Below are 14,018 nucleotides of genomic sequence, written 5' to 3'. Positions count from 1 at the left end.
GTTCCAGGCGATGAGCTTTGCCTCGCAGATCGAGGCGATGATTGCGTGACTCATACCTGGTTGTTCCTGATGGCCTCAAGCACGATCTGCTGAAAGCGAGCCACTGTTACCCGGACCATGCCGCCGGGGGCCTGGGTGGAATGGCCGAACTCCAGCGGGATCGCGTAGGGCAAGTTGTTGATGATGTAGGCCATCTGGCCGGCGGTGAAGTCGCTCATTGCGGCCACCAGTGCTGCGGTGGTTTCTGCGCCGCTCGGGTCGACCTCGTCGAAGGTGACACTCTCGACAACGCCCAGCGAGATGTGCCAGTTCGCGCGGAACCGGCCGCCGACGTAGCCCTCTGGCGCCTTGAGGTCCATACCGTCGTTGAGCTTGCGGCCCTTCTTCAGCCGCCCGCCCTTCGTAAGGTTCACCGGGTCGCTGCGCAGCGCGCTGTTGTGGTCGTCGACAGCCTTGTTGAACTGCGTCGCCACAGCATTCTGCGCCCAGATCTCCGGGTTACCCACGGGAGACATGCGAATCAGGCTGCTGCCGACCTCGATGATGATCTCTCGCACACTGGCATCAATGGCTTCATAGGAGTGGTGTTGATTGTCCGAAGACGTAACCCATTCCAAGTTGAAGACGGCTGCGTTTCCCCTGTCGGCGTCAATATGATTAACCTCAGCGCCATGAAACGGCGGCTCACCCAGAAATGCGATCGCTACGAGCCGATGAACAAGCTCAGTGCGTTTGCCTCCCGGGTAGCAGAGATCGACACTCAGGTATGGTCGAGCCTTACTGCGGCCAGGTGTCTTTAAGATTGTGCCTGCCTTCGCGCACGTCCTGGTCGTGAGGCGCTTGATTCGACCCAGGTTGCTTACCGCGTAGTCCGGGTAGTTTTGAATCGTCTTCCACTGCTCTTCCACTACACAGCCCTCATCAAGCAGGTACCGCAAGCACTCGCTATAGAGGCCCGGTTAACGGATGGTGGTTTTTTGGCCGCTTCGACCATTCGCGCAACATCGCTATCTGGCGCGCCAACGCCATATCGCTCAACGATGGCAACGAACTCGTTGACGTCGTGGCCGCGCATCTCAAGCTTGGGCGCGCCTTCCTTTGTGAAGGCTGGCTGGCCGTACTTATCGTTGGCGTGAGCGATGTGATAGAGCTCATGCTCAACCAAGGTGCAGAAGTCGGTATCGCTGCACTGGGCGCAGTAGTCAGCAGCCAAGGTGATGATGAAGGCCGGCACATCGCCGAACCAATCACGCATCTGTTGTTCCATCCGTGCTTTCTGCCAGCCGCCGGCGCGGAACGCTACCTGTTCGGCCTGGCCCAGAACTGTACGACCCTGCTTCTCGAAGCTCGACGAAGCCCACATGACCCGGATGTCTGCATCAAGTAGGTGGGCATGGTCTTCGTTGTGAATGGTGCCGGTGTCGGCAAGTATCTCAGCTTGGAGCCATTCCCACACCTCTGGCGCCGGTGTAAGGCGAATACCGAAATCGGATAGCTCAGACAGTTCCAGCAGTGAAACTGGAGGCAATGGCCTGCTCACAGACAACCTCCGAATTTGTACTAAAGTATGGATGACTGCAAATATGGCGCTCAACCGGCTAAGGAGTAGCAGATGGTAATGTCATGCACGGATCCGCGAACGCTCATCCAGCATCTTGGTACTACTTACCCGGAAGCTACTCGATTAGTCCAAAATGCTTTTGGCGCTCTGCAGTTTGTATTTCCAGATGGTCTTGTAATTAATATCTACCCGAGGGGCACCATTCACTTCCAAGGCCAAGCCAGTAGCATAAGGGCTGAAGTGGAAGCTCTTGTTTTAATTATGAACAAGAGGTAGAGGACCATCCCCGCCGCACTAAACCTGCGGCACACTTCAGTCATCAGTAGTCAGCAGAACATCAATCAGCTTCTGCTCACCCAGGCGCATCGCACCAAGGCATTGCAGGTCGTCGCACTTGGGGCCGAGGCCGAACACGGTCACCTCTCCCTTCGCGCCGATCAGCGTCAAGGCACCTACAGTGCACTCGGGATGCTCCCCGGCATCGAGGTCATCGGCGATCTTGCGCAGGGTTTTAGCAGCGTCTCGCCAGTCCTCCCGCTTGAACTCCAGTACCTTGACGGTCATTCGGTCACCATTTGGTGTGTCTGTGCATGGGCGTGCCCGTGAAGCAGGCTGACGACCAGGCCCTGAGGCAAACCGGCAGCCTTGGCAGCATCCACAGCATCGGCAATAGCCTTGTCGAGAGCGCCGACCGCAGCGTTGATGTCCGGGCTCATTGGTAGCACGTGTCGCAGCCGGCTGACGTTGCTCATTTGCTAAACCTCGCGCCACGATTTGGCGCATCCGAAAACGTGGCGCGGATTAATCGACCTTGCGACCTGGCAGCTTGAAGTCAGTCACGCGGTCAGCAATTGACCGGATCTTCTCCACACCCAGGAAGCCTACCCATCCACCTGCGAAGGTGGCCATGCTTTGGGGCAGGCCGAAGAAGTCCAGGCCGCTGATGATCGTCAAGGTGAGGCCGCCACAAATAGCGCCCTCCACCAGCATCTGGCGTCGTGTACCACCACCGTAGGTGATACGCAGGACAGCCATGGCGCAGGACAGCGCAGCCGCATAGAGGATTGGCGAATGCTGGCTCAACCACGCAAGCGCTATCGCCCAGGTGTCTGGTTTGTCTGGCATATTGGACATCTCGGTTCCTCCCCGTCAGGGAGTTATGAATATTACAGGCCATGACCTGAAGATTTGAATCATCCCCGGCGGCACTCCCTGCTCAGTGCGAAGGGTGTGGCGGGGCCGAAAACGAAAAGACCCCGATCAATGTCGAGTCCGTGAAAATATAGATTGATCGTAAAGCGCACGAACCGTAGGCCTAACGGTCATAATTTAACCAGCAAGAAAATAGAACCACCCGCAGTTCAGGCGCCACCATCTCTCTCGGCCTCATATCCCGGCAGACCTCTCTGAATTCCAGATACTTAGGATCGACCCTTTTTGGGTATGGCTTTGGCCAAGAGGCTCCAATGAAAAAGTTAGTACCCTATAAAATCCACTATCTACACGATGGGGAGCCGGAGCACTTCTATACGAATGCAACTACATTCAGCGAAGACGCTGCGATTCGCATGGCCACAAGACACGCTGGTGAGGGCCCTGAATATTGGATACCGATCGGCCTGTCTCGGGACTCAATATTAAAAATTGCTGACAAGCTGGGTGTAACGCAGGTCCGCTGGAATAAAGCCGGATAAAACCGCGGGGGGCTGCCGCAGCTCTAACACGCAAAGTTTGCGAATAAATAACCCAGCGCTTTTTCCGGGTTTTTTTATTGATATTTCAATCAGTTGTCGGGGTGCTCGCTCGCCACTGAATCGGCCGCGTCCACGTCCGACATATCCTCTTCGAGGGAGGGATCGTCATTCTGAGGCGGCAGGATCTCGCGCTCGCCACGACGAGGGTCGTAACCCGCTTCGTTGTCCGTGCCGCGTGTCACTTCCTGCTGCGAAATATTGCCTGGGGCACTCTTATTAATGTCCATGCTGTCTCTCCGTTCAAACGCTCGAAACAACCGCGCATAAACAGAGTAGTCGGCAGGTCACAGCGCTTGCCGAGCACTGGACGAACGGTGGAAAGCAAAAAGCCCCGCTGTAGGCGGGGCTTAGTGAAAACTTTAGTTAATTGAGGCTTGAGGGACCGGGGCCTCGTCGATGCTAATGCAGTGCTCAATGTCAGTTATTTTCTCCAGCGCAAGCTCGGCCGTTGAATAAGCCCCGAACATTCGGCCCTGATAAAAAACAACCCACGCAAACTGAATATCCGCGTTGCCAGCCTGCCCTACAACCAACTTCTTGAACCGTTCCGCCAAGTCGTCGACATGCATCTGTGCCATGCCACGCAAAACCATGACGCTCTCCCAGCTTATAGTCGGAATCTCTATTTTCGACTCTGGACAAACTGAGATCAACAAAAAGCCCGACATATTAGCCGGGCTTTGCAGTGCAATTCCCTGGCGCGCAAGATCGATAGGATGAATAAATAATCTCTCATTTTCTCACTCAGTGCAACATTTTTTGGATATCCGAATTTTGCTTGTAGCTCCGCCGTAAAACCTATCCAGGGCTTTCCAAATTTCTGCCTACACCCTTTCGAACGGTAAAACAGTCGTATCCGGCGTATGCGCCATACGTGTGACCGGGTCTAACCTATTGGAGCGATAGGTAAATGAAGTCGTAGGCCTGCAGGGGATCTGATACCGTTTAGCCATATGGTCGTGATACACGAGGTTAATTATGGACGTAAACGCCCATTTTCCTGAGTACGAAGCAGAACGCTTAAAACGCGTTGAGGCCCTGTGCCCGCAAAATGAACAAGACGATGAAGTCTTCGAAAAAATGATTTCGATGACTTCAGAATACTTCAGTGCTCCCATCGCGCTAATTTCTATTGTCGATAAGCACCGCCAATGGTTCAGGGCTCGGATTGGGATTGAAGAACACACTACACCACGGGACGTTTCGTTCTGTGCCCACTCGCTACGCGACAGAAAGCCGTTAGAGGTTTTGGACGCGCGAGATGATGAGCGCTTCAAAGATAACCCTATGGTCACCGGCCCGCCCTTCATTCGCTACTACGCTAGCGCACCACTTCTCACAAGTGATGGTTTCTCCTTGGGCAGCCTATGCATAATAGATACTTCAGCTCGAGAACCAATGAGCAAGCGAGATGCGGGAATGCTCGTTTATTTTGCTCAAATCGTTGTAATGAGGATCACAGGCTTACGGTCTCGGAATTTTATTGATCAGCCTACTGGACTTTTCAATCGACTTAGATTGGAAGAAGATATCCGCCTGGCAAGCTCCAGCGGCATTCAGCATTACCTTTTTGCGGTGGACGTAATATCGCCGAAATTTTTGAATGACGTAGTAAAAGCACTTGGTTACAGCTTCTCTCAAAAATTAATGCTCGACGTAAAGACTCGACTTCAGTCTTTACTACCTAAAGATTATCTTCTTTACAAAATTAGCCCCACACGTTTTGGGTTTCTTTTGAAAGCTGGCGAGCCGGTCGAGCGCCTCTGCCTTGGGATTCTTTCTAACTTTGGTGAACCGGTTGATTGTCAAGGAATTCCAATACCTATGCAGCCAGGCATTGGAGTTTTGAAGATCGCTGATGCAGAAGAGAGAGACTGGCTACGCTTGGTGGTAGGCGCTGCCGACGACGCCAGAGTTCGAAACTTGGGATGGACAATGTATCAGCCTGAGTTGGACGCAGCTCAGCAGCGAGCATTTGTGCTACTGAGTTCCTTGCCTGACGCCGTTCGATCTGGAAATCAACTGAGCCTAGTTTTCCAGCCCAAAGTCAGGTTACCTAGCCTAGCATGTGAAAGTGTTGAAGCCTTGATCCGGTGGAATCACCCTACGCTCGGACCTATCAGCCCTGCAGAATTTATACCATTGGCAGAGAAAACTGCATTGATGCATTCGATTACCTTTTGGGTACTTCATGCCGTAGTTTCCCAAGCGAAAGTATGGAGGAGCAAAGGTATTGAGTTACGAATCTCCATGAATGTGACTGTCAGTGATCTTGAAAACTCAAAATTCGTAAACAAAATCACAGAGTACATAAATGAAGGTGCACTCCTACCAAAAAATCTAGAACTTGAATTTACTGAAAGTATGCACATGTCAGACCCAAAGGCAGTTATTACTCAGCTAGAGCGCGCCCGTGGGTTAGGCATTGATATTTCCGTGGACGACTTCGGCACTGGCTACAGCAACTGGACATACCTAAGGCAACTTCCGGTAAGTACGGTAAAACTAGACCAGTCACTGATCAGTAATCTGGACACAAACGAAAAAGATAAGAGGTTAGTTGAGACACTAATCGAGCTTGCGAGAGGGTTAGGGTATCGAGTCGTAGCAGAGGGAGTCGAGACAAAAAGTATCTTAGATCTAATCACGCTCTGGGGGTGTTCAGAGGCGCAGGGATACCTATTCACACCTCCCCTGAAAGCGAAACCACTAGAAGAATGGCTGGAGCAAGGTGGTTTTAACGCGGCCATGTGATCGGATTACAGAGCCAGGTACTGAGTCCTTTTAATTCATTAGAACTTGTCGGCGGGAAGCTCGTTTCCAGCTCCCGCCCATCTCACAAAGCTGTGGGTCAAAGCACGCCAGGGCGGCACTTCATGCGCCGCATAGCCCGCGTCCAGCAACGCAAACGTCAAACCTGGCTCGCACTGCCGGCCAGCGGAATAGAAGAGGTAGGCCATGGCCAAGACTGTGCAGGAGCGATCAGCGAAAACCGCCAGGAAACGCATGGCACTTGCCGAAGAGGAACTGAGGCTCAGGGTTCGGCCCGGCACCCGTCAGGCGCTGGCCGACCTGATGGAGTGGTCAGGCATTACTGAGCAGGGCGAGGCGATGACGCTGATGATTCATCACCTGCATGCGATGGGCGCCGCAAAGTGCCAGCCGCTGCTGAATCCGCCGCGCCACGTTTTCGAACCTACGGAAAGTGTGGCGCGGGAATTCCGAAATAAAAGCCTGCTCGCCCTCCAGAAAGACCCCGGCGACGAGATTATCGGGCCAACTATTTAACCGATGCAGGAGGTGTTGCATTGACAACAGGGCCTGCGACATCAGCTGGCTGCCCAGTCTCAACGTCACGAATTTCATACCTCCACCATGTCAACGATGATATTCCGTAAAGTCCATAGGTACGGCCGCCCACCAGATCAACAGTCATTTCAATCGGAGCAGTTTGCTGTTGCGCGGTAATAAACTTACGAACTTGAATCTTATGCCTGCCTGCACCCAGTCGGTACTCGCTCTGGCGGCTCAACCAATAAAGGGTTTGATCGTCGTCGATCTTAAATATTGTTAATGATTTGTCGAACTGTTGGATCGTAGCGATTTGGGCGCTTGATTTTCCTTCTGCACTTTTGTGCTCGTAATGAATACATCCGGTCAGCGTGAAGCTGAACATAATCATCGCTATAAAACGCCAAAAAATATCGTGTCGCATCAGTGTCCCTCCTAGGCTCAAATCCAAGGTGCGGATTGATACCTTATCCTTTTCCAAAATTCCACCCTACTCGCTGCATCCGGTAACCGGAGGGCGGCGCTTATCCGGAGCAAACGAAATGCCTGTACGCCATAGCGTCATCCACAAGATCGACAAGAAGCCCGACGGCAGCCCGGCCGTTCTGTTTCTGGGCTCATCCGAGCAGGTTGAAAGCCAGGCCCGCGACGACCTGATGAGCCAGCTCAACGAAAGCTACAACGCCACTGTCGGTAAGGGCTGGGGGTTCTTCCATCAAGAGTCAGGTGCATTCCCATTCAGCGGTTGGCTTGGCAAGTATCTCGCCGGTGTCACTGACTTCATGGCGTTCAGCACCACCGCTGTCGAGCACCTGACCAAGCTGATGGAAGAGTCGAACCTTACCACCGGTGGGCACGCCCTCTTCTGCCACTATCAGCAAGGCATGACCGATTACCTGGTGATCGCCTTGGTGCAGGAAACCGAAGCGGTGGCCATGACCGAAGAACTGGCTCTGATGACAGTGAAGCGCCTGGACCTGGATCACATCCGTCTGGCTGCGCGCATCAACATCAGCGAATGGCAGACCAACCGCCAGTCGAAACAGTACATCTCGTACCTAAAGGGCAAGCAGGGTCGGCGGCTCAACGACTACTTCCGCGACTTCATCGGCTGCCAGGAGGGGATCGACGCCCCGAGCGAAACGCGCACGCTGCTGAAGGCGTTCAGCGACTTCGTTGAAAGCGAGGATCTGGGCGAGGAATCAGCGCGGGAGAAGATGAACACCCTGGTTAGCTACTCAATGGCCCAGGCCAAGCTGGGCGAGCCGATCACCCTCGACGAGCTGTCGGGACTGATCGACGAAGACCGGCCGAAGAGCTTCTACGACTTCATCAAGGCGAAGGACTACGGAATTTCCGAGGCGCTGCCGCCGGACAAGAAGACACTCAACAAATTCCGGCGCTTCACAGGCCGCGCCGAGGGTATGTCGATCAGCTTCGAGGCGCACCTACTCGGCGACAAGATAAAGTTCGACGAAGCCGGCGGCACGCTGACGCTGCGCGGACTGCCCACTCAACTGACTGAGCAGCTCAAGCGCGCAGCCGCCTGACACCAACCGCAGCGCCGCACTCCCGACGAAGGGCGGCGCTTACTGAGAAAGGCTCCGGCTAGTTTTTTTCGTCCGGAAAACTTTTCCGTATGCGTAGAAGCCTGCAGTGATTTCAGCGATAGCCATGAATCCGAAGATCATGCCGAAGGCGAAGGATGAAGCAATAAATGCGAGCCCCACTAGAACGATTAAAAGTTCAGATATGTTCTGCCACTTCTTCGACATCGACGGCCCAAATGCCTCGATAATTCCGGCAACGAACCCAATCAAAAGCCCCGTAATGAAGCGCGCAAGCATTACAACTCCTTAATCCGGCTCCATGCCGGTCACCCGTAATACCCCATATCAATCTCGGACGCAGATATTTTTAGATTCTAGCTTGAGCGAACTATGAAAACTGCCGCTATCGCAATCACAGCGACGACTCCAAACACCATCCGTGCGAGCCAAGGAGCTGTTAGCCAGACGCCGGTAACCCCGGCAATCTGCCCAATGTTTTTTTCGCTGAAATAGCGGCCAGATGGCGGCTCGCGAAAAGGATTTCCGCAGTGGGGGCAGGAGTAGGCTTTATCAGAGATTTTTGCAGAGCATTCAGGGCAGTCAATTAGGCTCATGATTTTTTGTCCGTTTTAATTAATGGCTGCAAACCAATATGAAGACTTCATTTTCTGATTTTGGTTCTGCGGGAAATCATATGAGCCCACTCATTAACGAATCACGCCAGCCGGCTCAGTAGCAGGCAGGCCGGCGAGGTCACGCCACTTCGCCAGGTCAGCGATCAGCTTAAGGCCTGGGCGCACATCAGCTTCGAGCGCTTCATCAGGAAGGCTCAGCAGCCGCACAAATTCATCGCCTATCAGGCGTATCGCTTCCACATCGGTTTTCGTGCTCATCTCAGTCACCGTCAGGTTTTTGCTGAGTGCAAATCATCATCCCAATTTACGAATCACGCCAGCCGGCGAGGAAATTATCTGTTCGGAGAATACTTTGGAATTCCTGCAAACGATTTAAAGATAGAGCTACAAGCTGCCCGCATATTTATTTAAATAATTTTGTACAGCTGAGCAATGTAATCAGAGATGCGCAAATAGGAATGCTTAATAAGTTCCAACGTATCATAAGCAGACCCTTCAATCTCAAATTTAACCCAATCAAACTCTCTCGAAAGTGACACAGGGATGTTGATATCCTTGACAGTTTCGGCAACTGTTCTATCAGACGAAATTGTAAGACTTCCATCTTTCCCTATCGGAACACCATTAAATGTACTGCCAACAAAAGTAATAGTCCCATGTCCCTCAATGCGCAAAAGATTGCCAAATGTAGTCGTAGATCTTGATGAGTTTTTTCTAACCTGGACGCTTAGGCCGTTGTGTTTGTTAAAATTAGTATGCTTGCACAGCTCGTACAACCAGTCACTTTCATCGACGAACGGCTGAATCGACTCTATCAGCTTATAAACCAATGGAGCCTGCTCCGGTAAAGCTGGAAGATTCTTTTTTATACTAGTAAGGAAAAGAACTTCTGTTTTTCCATAAGGGAAATAGACAGAGTTTTTCTTCCTCGTATATGACCTCCACACATCCTGGGCGGAGTATTCAAGACAACTCCTCAAATTCTCAAAACAAGACTTAATTTTTGGGCGAAGAACATTCTCTTGAACCTCATTAGAGCGAGCCTCAGCATAAGCTATGGATATTTGCTCTATATCCCCGCGAACAACATCAAGCAATTCCAAAATATCGGAATGACGATCCATTAATTTCCGCTCCTGAATATTGGTTGGCACCCGGCTTAGAGTTACTGCATTTCTGAAAATTAATCTAGATGTCCGGGCATGGCCCGGCAAGGACTCCCCATGCCTACAGAAAACAAACTCACCCTGAAGCAGCAGCGAGCCGACCAAGTCAATCAGGTGATCCGGATCATCGGCACCCACGGCCGGCGCTTCTTCTTCAACCAGGTCGCTGATCGCTACGCCAGCATGGAAGTGGATCAGCGCGGCAAGGTCTGGTTCATCGACGACTACAGCGCGCGGCGGATCTTCACGCACAAAACAACCTGGGGCGGACGCTGGCGAGGCTTCAGCCATGGCGGCACGCTTCGGTCACTCGTTGAGGGGTTCCGGGATTACATCCGCACAGGGGAGCCAATGCATCTTGGTTACCTCGGGCCCGAGCGGTTCGACGATAGCAACATCTGGGGTTACGACGAGGAAGGCATGAAGGCAGTGCGCGAGCAGGCCGGCGCCCTAGCGGTGTTTCGCCAGCCAGTCGCGGAGGCCGCATGAAGCGCATCTACCTCAGCGGCCCCATGACCGGCCTGCCCGGCCTCAACTTCCCGGCCTTCGCCGCAATGACCGATAACCTGCGCGCCGGCGGCCATACCGTCACCAACCCCGCCGAGGTCAACCCGGACGGCGGCACCTGGAACGACTGCATGCGCCGCGACATCGTCGCTCTGATGGACTGCGACACCGTGGCTACCCTGCCCGGCTGGGAGCATTCAAAGGGCGCCCGCTTGGAAGTCCTGATCGCCGAACGCCTCGGCATGACGGTTGTGAAAGCCCATGATCTGGTAACGAGGGAGGCTGTATGAACGAAATAATGCGCTACGACCTTGATCGCGACACCGATGAGGGGTGCGCGGACATGATTCCTATCAGCGATGGGCGCTATGTGGAGTTCGAGGATTTCCACCGAGTAAGCGCAGAGCGTGACGGCCTGCAGTTGAGCCTGACCACGGCGGATCAAACCATCGATGATCTCAGCGCGGCAGTTTCCCGGCGAACGAAGCGGGTTCGAGATCTGGAAGCGCAGTTGGCCTATGCCGTGGACGCCCTCAATGAGGTGGTCAAGGCGTCAGCAATATACGAAAAGCCCTTTGAGATTGCGACCCTAGCTATCGGTGAAACATCGGCCATGGCCGAGCAGCCAGCGCCGGTAGAGGTGATGCCCGATGGCTACTGCATCATGCCCCGCCAACTTACCGCTGAGAACGGCGCCAAAGCCTTGCTGCTCGGCGAGTTCAAGCTGCTGGTCACCAAAGAATGCCCAGAATGCTGCGAGCTTGAAGAACCAACCGAAGGTTGCTCAATCTGCGATGGTGAAGGTGAGTACGGGCAGAAACACACCATCCCGTGGGATCAGATCAAGTACATCTACAGCAAGGCCGTATCGGGCCTCGCCGTGAAGACTGAGTCAGCCAAATCCCGGTAGGAGTACATCCGTACTCCACCCGCAAAAACTGTAACCCCTCCCCCTTCAAAGTCAGCCGCTATAGCGGCAAGGACGAAGTCATGCCTGAAGAAATAAAATTGATCCAGCCAGCCCCGGTCGTGCGCGATGAATACGGGATGTTTGCTCATCCCGATATGCCCGACTTCGACGAGGGCGACGGTGATAAGTGCAAGGCCTGGGTAGCCGCACAGCGCTTGCAGGTGAAGATGGTGAGCCTCGAATACCACAGCGACGAAGCGGTATCTGAGCGCTATTTCGAAGCCGGCGACCCGGACTGCAGCTACTGGGAGCCTGATCGGCCTGATGGCGAAGGCTGGTTCTGCCTGGCCATTCACGACACCGACGACGGTCCGGTCTGCTGGTGGGCACGCCGCGAGGTGACGCCATGATCGCCACCCTCTGGTTCGCCTACGTCTTCATCTACAAGGGGCCAAGGCCATGAATGCGCAAGTCCTCGACCCTTGTAGCGCCAGCCGCATGATGTGGTTCGACAAGGGTGATCAGCGCGCCCTGTTCGGTGACATCCGCGATGAAGAGCATGTGCTGTGTGATGGCCGGGTGTTGAGGGTTGAACCCGACGTCATTATGGATTTCCGGCACCTACCATTCCCCGACGCCAGCTTCAACATGGTGGTGTTCGATCCGCCGCACCTGGTACGCGCCGGCCGTGAAAGCTGGCTCCGGCTTAAGTATGGAATCCTCACCGACGATTGGCGCGACGATCTGCGCAAAGGCTTCGCCGAGTGCTTCCGGGTGTTGCGCCCTGGCCAGTTCCTTATCTTTAAGTGGAACGAAACCCAGATCCGGGTCAGCGAGATTCTTGCCCTTACCGATGAGCAACCGTTGTTTGGCCACAAGTCCGGGAAGCGCGAAAAAACGCACTGGATGACCTTCATGAAGGGTGAAAAAAATAAATAGTCGGGAAACCGACGCCCCAACACATCAACCATTGAGGCTCACCCAAAAAGGAGTCTCTCATGAAATATTTCGCAGACGCAGTCATCGCAATCGCCCCAGTAAAAACCCGCAAGTCTAGGAATCGCTTCTTCCGCGAGTACGACCGATGGACAGACAGATTGCTTCGGCTGGGCTTCATCGATCTTAAAACGCGACAGGATATGCGGCAGCAAATCGCAGGCGCATATCTCGCCTCCTTGATGTAGCCATTCCCCCCTCTGAATATGCCTGCCGGAAACCGGTGGGCAACTTTCCGTCGCCCCGCGAGGCCAGGACCACCCATGTCAGCATCAGAAAAACTCAACGACGGGATCACGGGCGACAAATTGCCCGAGGCGCAGATGGCCGAGCTCCTCGGTACCACCCTCGCCGCCCTGCGCTCAAAGCGCGCCCGCAACCAAATCCCCCTCGGCGTCTGGAACAAGCAAGGCAGCCGCGTCATGTACAGCATCCGGAGATACTACGAATGGCTCGAAAGCCAATGGGTTTGCCCGCAGGAATGGACCTCCACCACGGATCGATCCGCATCCGCTTTATGTGGAACGGCAGCCGGCGCAGTGAAACGCTCCCCTATCCCCCGACACAGAAAGGAATCAAGTCTGCCTCACAGGTTGTTGATCAAGTAAAAGGCCTGATTAAGCTGGGGCTGCTCGACGACGATAAGTACGCCGAGCTTTTCCCCAGCTCCAGCAACGTCGCTGGGGGGAAGATCAACTTCGGCGAGTATGCCCAGCTCTGGCTTGATAGCCGTGAGGTGGTCGGTGGAACGAAGGCGAACTACAAGGGTGCACTGAACCGGTACTGGATGCCCGGCCTGGCCCTGGTGCGAATCGACCTGATCACCACTACGCTGCTCCGCCGGGTAATGGCAGCCAGCGAATGGAAGTCCCCCGGGGTGAAGCGCAACGCGATCTCAAAGCTGTCGACCATCCTGAACTCAGCAATGTCCGAAGAGCTTATCCCGAAGAACCCCGCGGCCATCCTGGAGTTACCCAAGCGCAGCAAGAAGGAAATTGACCCGTTCACTTTGGAGGAGGCAAACCTGATCATCGCCAAGATGTACGAGCACGATCATTGGCCCAGCACGATTTATGCGGCATTTTTTGAGTTTGTGTTTTTTACAGGAATGCGCCTGTCCGAGGCCCTGGCAATGCGCTGGGATGCGGTAGACGAAGAGAAAAGGACGGCCCACGTATGTCGTGGGATCGCCCTAGGGGAAGTGGTAGAGCGTACAAAAACGGGTGGAGACCGCTTTGTTTTGCTGAATGAACGCGCCATGCATGCGCTGAAATTCGCGAGGGAATACGCAGAGCGTCGGAAAAAAGGTAAAGGGAGGGTGCTGGAAACGCCTTTCATTTTCCCGCCGTCAAAGAACTCGGAGTACGTGAAACAGACATCTGACCTGCACAAGCAGTGGATTCCGACCCTGAAGGCTCTGAATATCCGTCGTCGGCCGCCATACAACTGTCGTCACACCTATGCGACAATATGCATTATGTCTGGCATGAACCCCGCCTTCATCTCCCAGCAGCTCGGCCATAGTGTGCAGATGCTGCTCTCGACTTATGCGCGTTGGATCAACTCAAGCTCGGACTGGAGCGAAATGCAAAAGCTCCAGATTGGTCCCAAATTGGTCCCAGTTCAAATAAGCGCACCCTAAGCTATT

General features: G+C 54.0%; 21 protein-coding genes and 1 pseudogene. 10 read left to right on the top strand and 12 right to left on the bottom strand.

Annotation, left to right across the window (positions count from 1 at the left end):
* Window positions 1-50: 50 nt before the first annotated feature.
* The 8 genes and pseudogenes from AOA61_RS23860 to AOA61_RS23820 form a co-directional block, all read right to left on the bottom strand.
* Window positions 51-764 carry an HNH endonuclease gene (locus AOA61_RS23860; RefSeq protein ID WP_256583485.1) on the bottom strand — a complete coding sequence of 238 codons (714 nt, stop codon included), beginning with the start codon at window positions 762-764 and terminating at the stop codon, window positions 51-53.
* Window positions 759-908, bottom strand: a pseudogene (locus tag AOA61_RS32390) (NUMOD4 domain-containing protein); the annotation flags it as partial. The gene AOA61_RS23860 and the pseudogene AOA61_RS32390, both read right to left, overlap by 6 nt.
* The gene (locus AOA61_RS23855) at window positions 908-1,540 is read right to left on the bottom strand and encodes a putative metallopeptidase (RefSeq protein ID WP_099602857.1); all 633 of its coding nucleotides are present in this window, start codon (window positions 1,538-1,540) and stop codon (window positions 908-910) included. The gene AOA61_RS23855 and the pseudogene AOA61_RS32390, both read right to left, overlap by 1 nt.
* Before the next feature lie 333 nt (window positions 1,541-1,873).
* On the bottom strand, window positions 1,874-2,125 hold the full coding sequence (locus tag AOA61_RS23845) for a hypothetical protein (protein ID WP_099602855.1): 252 nt from the start codon (window positions 2,123-2,125) through the stop codon (window positions 1,874-1,876).
* Window positions 2,122-2,313 carry a hypothetical protein gene (locus AOA61_RS23840; RefSeq protein ID WP_032891197.1) on the bottom strand — a complete coding sequence of 64 codons (192 nt, stop codon included), beginning with the start codon at window positions 2,311-2,313 and terminating at the stop codon, window positions 2,122-2,124. Before AOA61_RS23840 ends, AOA61_RS23845 begins: the two co-directional genes overlap by 4 nt.
* 49 nt (window positions 2,314-2,362) lie before the next feature.
* Window positions 2,363-2,695 carry a phage holin, lambda family gene (locus tag AOA61_RS23835; protein WP_032891196.1) on the bottom strand — a complete coding sequence of 111 codons (333 nt, stop codon included), beginning with the start codon at window positions 2,693-2,695 and terminating at the stop codon, window positions 2,363-2,365.
* Window positions 2,696-3,344: 649 nt separating this feature from the next.
* The gene (locus AOA61_RS23825; protein ID WP_099602853.1) at window positions 3,345-3,542 is read right to left on the bottom strand and encodes a hypothetical protein; all 198 of its coding nucleotides are present in this window, start codon (window positions 3,540-3,542) and stop codon (window positions 3,345-3,347) included.
* Window positions 3,543-3,674: 132 nt separating this feature from the next.
* The gene (locus AOA61_RS23820) at window positions 3,675-3,908 is read right to left on the bottom strand and encodes a hypothetical protein (RefSeq protein ID WP_099602852.1); all 234 of its coding nucleotides are present in this window, start codon (window positions 3,906-3,908) and stop codon (window positions 3,675-3,677) included.
* A gap of 385 nt (window positions 3,909-4,293) precedes the next feature.
* On the opposite strand from AOA61_RS23820, the gene AOA61_RS23815 reads away from it, so the two are divergent.
* Window positions 4,294-6,069 carry a GGDEF and EAL domain-containing protein gene (locus AOA61_RS23815; RefSeq protein WP_099602851.1) on the top strand — a complete coding sequence of 592 codons (1,776 nt, stop codon included), beginning with the start codon at window positions 4,294-4,296 and terminating at the stop codon, window positions 6,067-6,069.
* Between the two features lie 204 nt (window positions 6,070-6,273).
* Complete coding sequence (locus tag AOA61_RS23810) at window positions 6,274-6,603, top strand: hypothetical protein (RefSeq protein ID WP_099602850.1); 330 nt, start codon at window positions 6,274-6,276, stop codon at window positions 6,601-6,603.
* Here the strand turns inward: AOA61_RS23810 and AOA61_RS23805 are convergent.
* Entirely contained in the window at window positions 6,596-7,030 is a 435-nt protein-coding gene (locus AOA61_RS23805; protein WP_099602849.1) for a hypothetical protein, read from the bottom strand. The genes AOA61_RS23810 and AOA61_RS23805 overlap by 8 nt on opposite strands.
* Before the next feature lie 118 nt (window positions 7,031-7,148).
* On the opposite strand from AOA61_RS23805, the gene yejK reads away from it, so the two are divergent.
* Window positions 7,149-8,156, top strand: a complete 1,008-nt coding sequence (gene yejK, locus AOA61_RS23800) for a nucleoid-associated protein YejK (RefSeq protein WP_099602848.1) — start codon at window positions 7,149-7,151, stop codon at window positions 8,154-8,156.
* A 39-nt stretch (window positions 8,157-8,195) separates the two neighbouring features.
* Here the strand turns inward: yejK and AOA61_RS23795 are convergent, their stop codons facing one another.
* The 3 genes from AOA61_RS23795 to AOA61_RS23780 form a co-directional block, all read right to left on the bottom strand.
* Window positions 8,196-8,453 (bottom strand): hypothetical protein, encoded by a 258-nt coding sequence (locus AOA61_RS23795; RefSeq protein WP_068936809.1) that lies wholly within the window; start codon window positions 8,451-8,453, stop codon window positions 8,196-8,198.
* Window positions 8,454-8,863: 410 nt separating this feature from the next.
* Complete coding sequence (locus AOA61_RS23785; RefSeq protein WP_099602847.1) at window positions 8,864-9,049, bottom strand: hypothetical protein; 186 nt, start codon at window positions 9,047-9,049, stop codon at window positions 8,864-8,866.
* Between the two features lie 149 nt (window positions 9,050-9,198).
* Window positions 9,199-9,915, bottom strand: a complete 717-nt coding sequence (locus AOA61_RS23780; RefSeq protein ID WP_099602846.1) for a hypothetical protein — start codon at window positions 9,913-9,915, stop codon at window positions 9,199-9,201.
* A gap of 99 nt (window positions 9,916-10,014) precedes the next feature.
* Here AOA61_RS23780 and AOA61_RS23775 point away from each other — a divergent pair, with 99 nt between their 5' ends.
* From AOA61_RS23775 to AOA61_RS23745, 7 genes are all read left to right on the top strand, one after another.
* Entirely contained in the window at window positions 10,015-10,446 is a 432-nt protein-coding gene (locus AOA61_RS23775; protein WP_099602845.1) for a hypothetical protein, read from the top strand.
* Window positions 10,443-10,754 (top strand): DUF4406 domain-containing protein, encoded by a 312-nt coding sequence (locus AOA61_RS23770; protein ID WP_099601539.1) that lies wholly within the window; start codon window positions 10,443-10,445, stop codon window positions 10,752-10,754. Before AOA61_RS23775 ends, AOA61_RS23770 begins: the two co-directional genes overlap by 4 nt.
* Complete coding sequence (locus AOA61_RS23765; RefSeq protein ID WP_099602844.1) at window positions 10,751-11,374, top strand: hypothetical protein; 624 nt, start codon at window positions 10,751-10,753, stop codon at window positions 11,372-11,374. The genes AOA61_RS23770 and AOA61_RS23765 overlap by 4 nt, the downstream gene beginning before the upstream one ends.
* 80 nt (window positions 11,375-11,454) lie before the next feature.
* Window positions 11,455-11,784: a hypothetical protein gene (locus AOA61_RS23760; RefSeq protein WP_068936817.1), complete on the top strand. Its 330-nt coding sequence runs from the start codon at window positions 11,455-11,457 to the stop codon at window positions 11,782-11,784.
* Between the two features lie 49 nt (window positions 11,785-11,833).
* Complete coding sequence (locus AOA61_RS23755) at window positions 11,834-12,313, top strand: class I SAM-dependent methyltransferase (protein WP_099602843.1); 480 nt, start codon at window positions 11,834-11,836, stop codon at window positions 12,311-12,313.
* A gap of 59 nt (window positions 12,314-12,372) precedes the next feature.
* A complete protein-coding gene (locus tag AOA61_RS23750; RefSeq protein ID WP_099602842.1) occupies window positions 12,373-12,558 on the top strand; it encodes a hypothetical protein in 186 nt (61 codons plus the stop codon).
* A 260-nt stretch (window positions 12,559-12,818) separates the two neighbouring features.
* Window positions 12,819-14,012: a tyrosine-type recombinase/integrase gene (locus AOA61_RS23745; protein ID WP_099602841.1), complete on the top strand. Its 1,194-nt coding sequence runs from the start codon at window positions 12,819-12,821 to the stop codon at window positions 14,010-14,012.
* Window positions 14,013-14,018 lie beyond the last annotated feature (6 nt).

Source organism: Pseudomonas sp. 2995-1, from assembly GCF_002742505.1.
Lineage (GTDB): Bacteria > Pseudomonadota > Gammaproteobacteria > Pseudomonadales > Pseudomonadaceae > Aquipseudomonas > Aquipseudomonas sivasensis.
This window is presented reverse-complemented; position numbering and strand designations above follow the sequence as displayed.

Coding starts and splice junctions, on each gene's coding strand:
- AOA61_RS23845 (WP_099602855.1), bottom strand. CDS start 2,125: ATGACCGTCAAGGTACTGGAGTTCAAGCGGGAGGACTGGCGAGACGCT.
- AOA61_RS23840 (WP_032891197.1), bottom strand. CDS start 2,313: ATGAGCAACGTCAGCCGGCTGCGACACGTGCTACCAATGAGCCCGGAC.
- AOA61_RS23835 (WP_032891196.1), bottom strand. CDS start 2,695: ATGTCCAATATGCCAGACAAACCAGACACCTGGGCGATAGCGCTTGCG.
- AOA61_RS23825 (WP_099602853.1), bottom strand. CDS start 3,542: ATGGACATTAATAAGAGTGCCCCAGGCAATATTTCGCAGCAGGAAGTG.
- AOA61_RS23820 (WP_099602852.1), bottom strand. CDS start 3,908: ATGGTTTTGCGTGGCATGGCACAGATGCATGTCGACGACTTGGCGGAA.
- AOA61_RS23815 (WP_099602851.1), top strand. CDS start 4,294: ATGGACGTAAACGCCCATTTTCCTGAGTACGAAGCAGAACGCTTAAAA.
- AOA61_RS23810 (WP_099602850.1), top strand. CDS start 6,274: ATGGCCAAGACTGTGCAGGAGCGATCAGCGAAAACCGCCAGGAAACGC.
- AOA61_RS23805 (WP_099602849.1), bottom strand. CDS start 7,030: ATGCGACACGATATTTTTTGGCGTTTTATAGCGATGATTATGTTCAGC.
- yejK (WP_099602848.1), top strand. CDS start 7,149: ATGCCTGTACGCCATAGCGTCATCCACAAGATCGACAAGAAGCCCGAC.
- AOA61_RS23795 (WP_068936809.1), bottom strand. CDS start 8,453: ATGCTTGCGCGCTTCATTACGGGGCTTTTGATTGGGTTCGTTGCCGGA.
- AOA61_RS23785 (WP_099602847.1), bottom strand. CDS start 9,049: ATGAGCACGAAAACCGATGTGGAAGCGATACGCCTGATAGGCGATGAA.
- AOA61_RS23780 (WP_099602846.1), bottom strand. CDS start 9,915: ATGGATCGTCATTCCGATATTTTGGAATTGCTTGATGTTGTTCGCGGG.
- AOA61_RS23775 (WP_099602845.1), top strand. CDS start 10,015: ATGCCTACAGAAAACAAACTCACCCTGAAGCAGCAGCGAGCCGACCAA.
- AOA61_RS23770 (WP_099601539.1), top strand. CDS start 10,443: ATGAAGCGCATCTACCTCAGCGGCCCCATGACCGGCCTGCCCGGCCTC.
- AOA61_RS23765 (WP_099602844.1), top strand. CDS start 10,751: ATGAACGAAATAATGCGCTACGACCTTGATCGCGACACCGATGAGGGG.
- AOA61_RS23760 (WP_068936817.1), top strand. CDS start 11,455: ATGCCTGAAGAAATAAAATTGATCCAGCCAGCCCCGGTCGTGCGCGAT.
- AOA61_RS23755 (WP_099602843.1), top strand. CDS start 11,834: ATGAATGCGCAAGTCCTCGACCCTTGTAGCGCCAGCCGCATGATGTGG.
- AOA61_RS23750 (WP_099602842.1), top strand. CDS start 12,373: ATGAAATATTTCGCAGACGCAGTCATCGCAATCGCCCCAGTAAAAACC.
- AOA61_RS23745 (WP_099602841.1), top strand. CDS start 12,819: ATGGCTCGAAAGCCAATGGGTTTGCCCGCAGGAATGGACCTCCACCAC.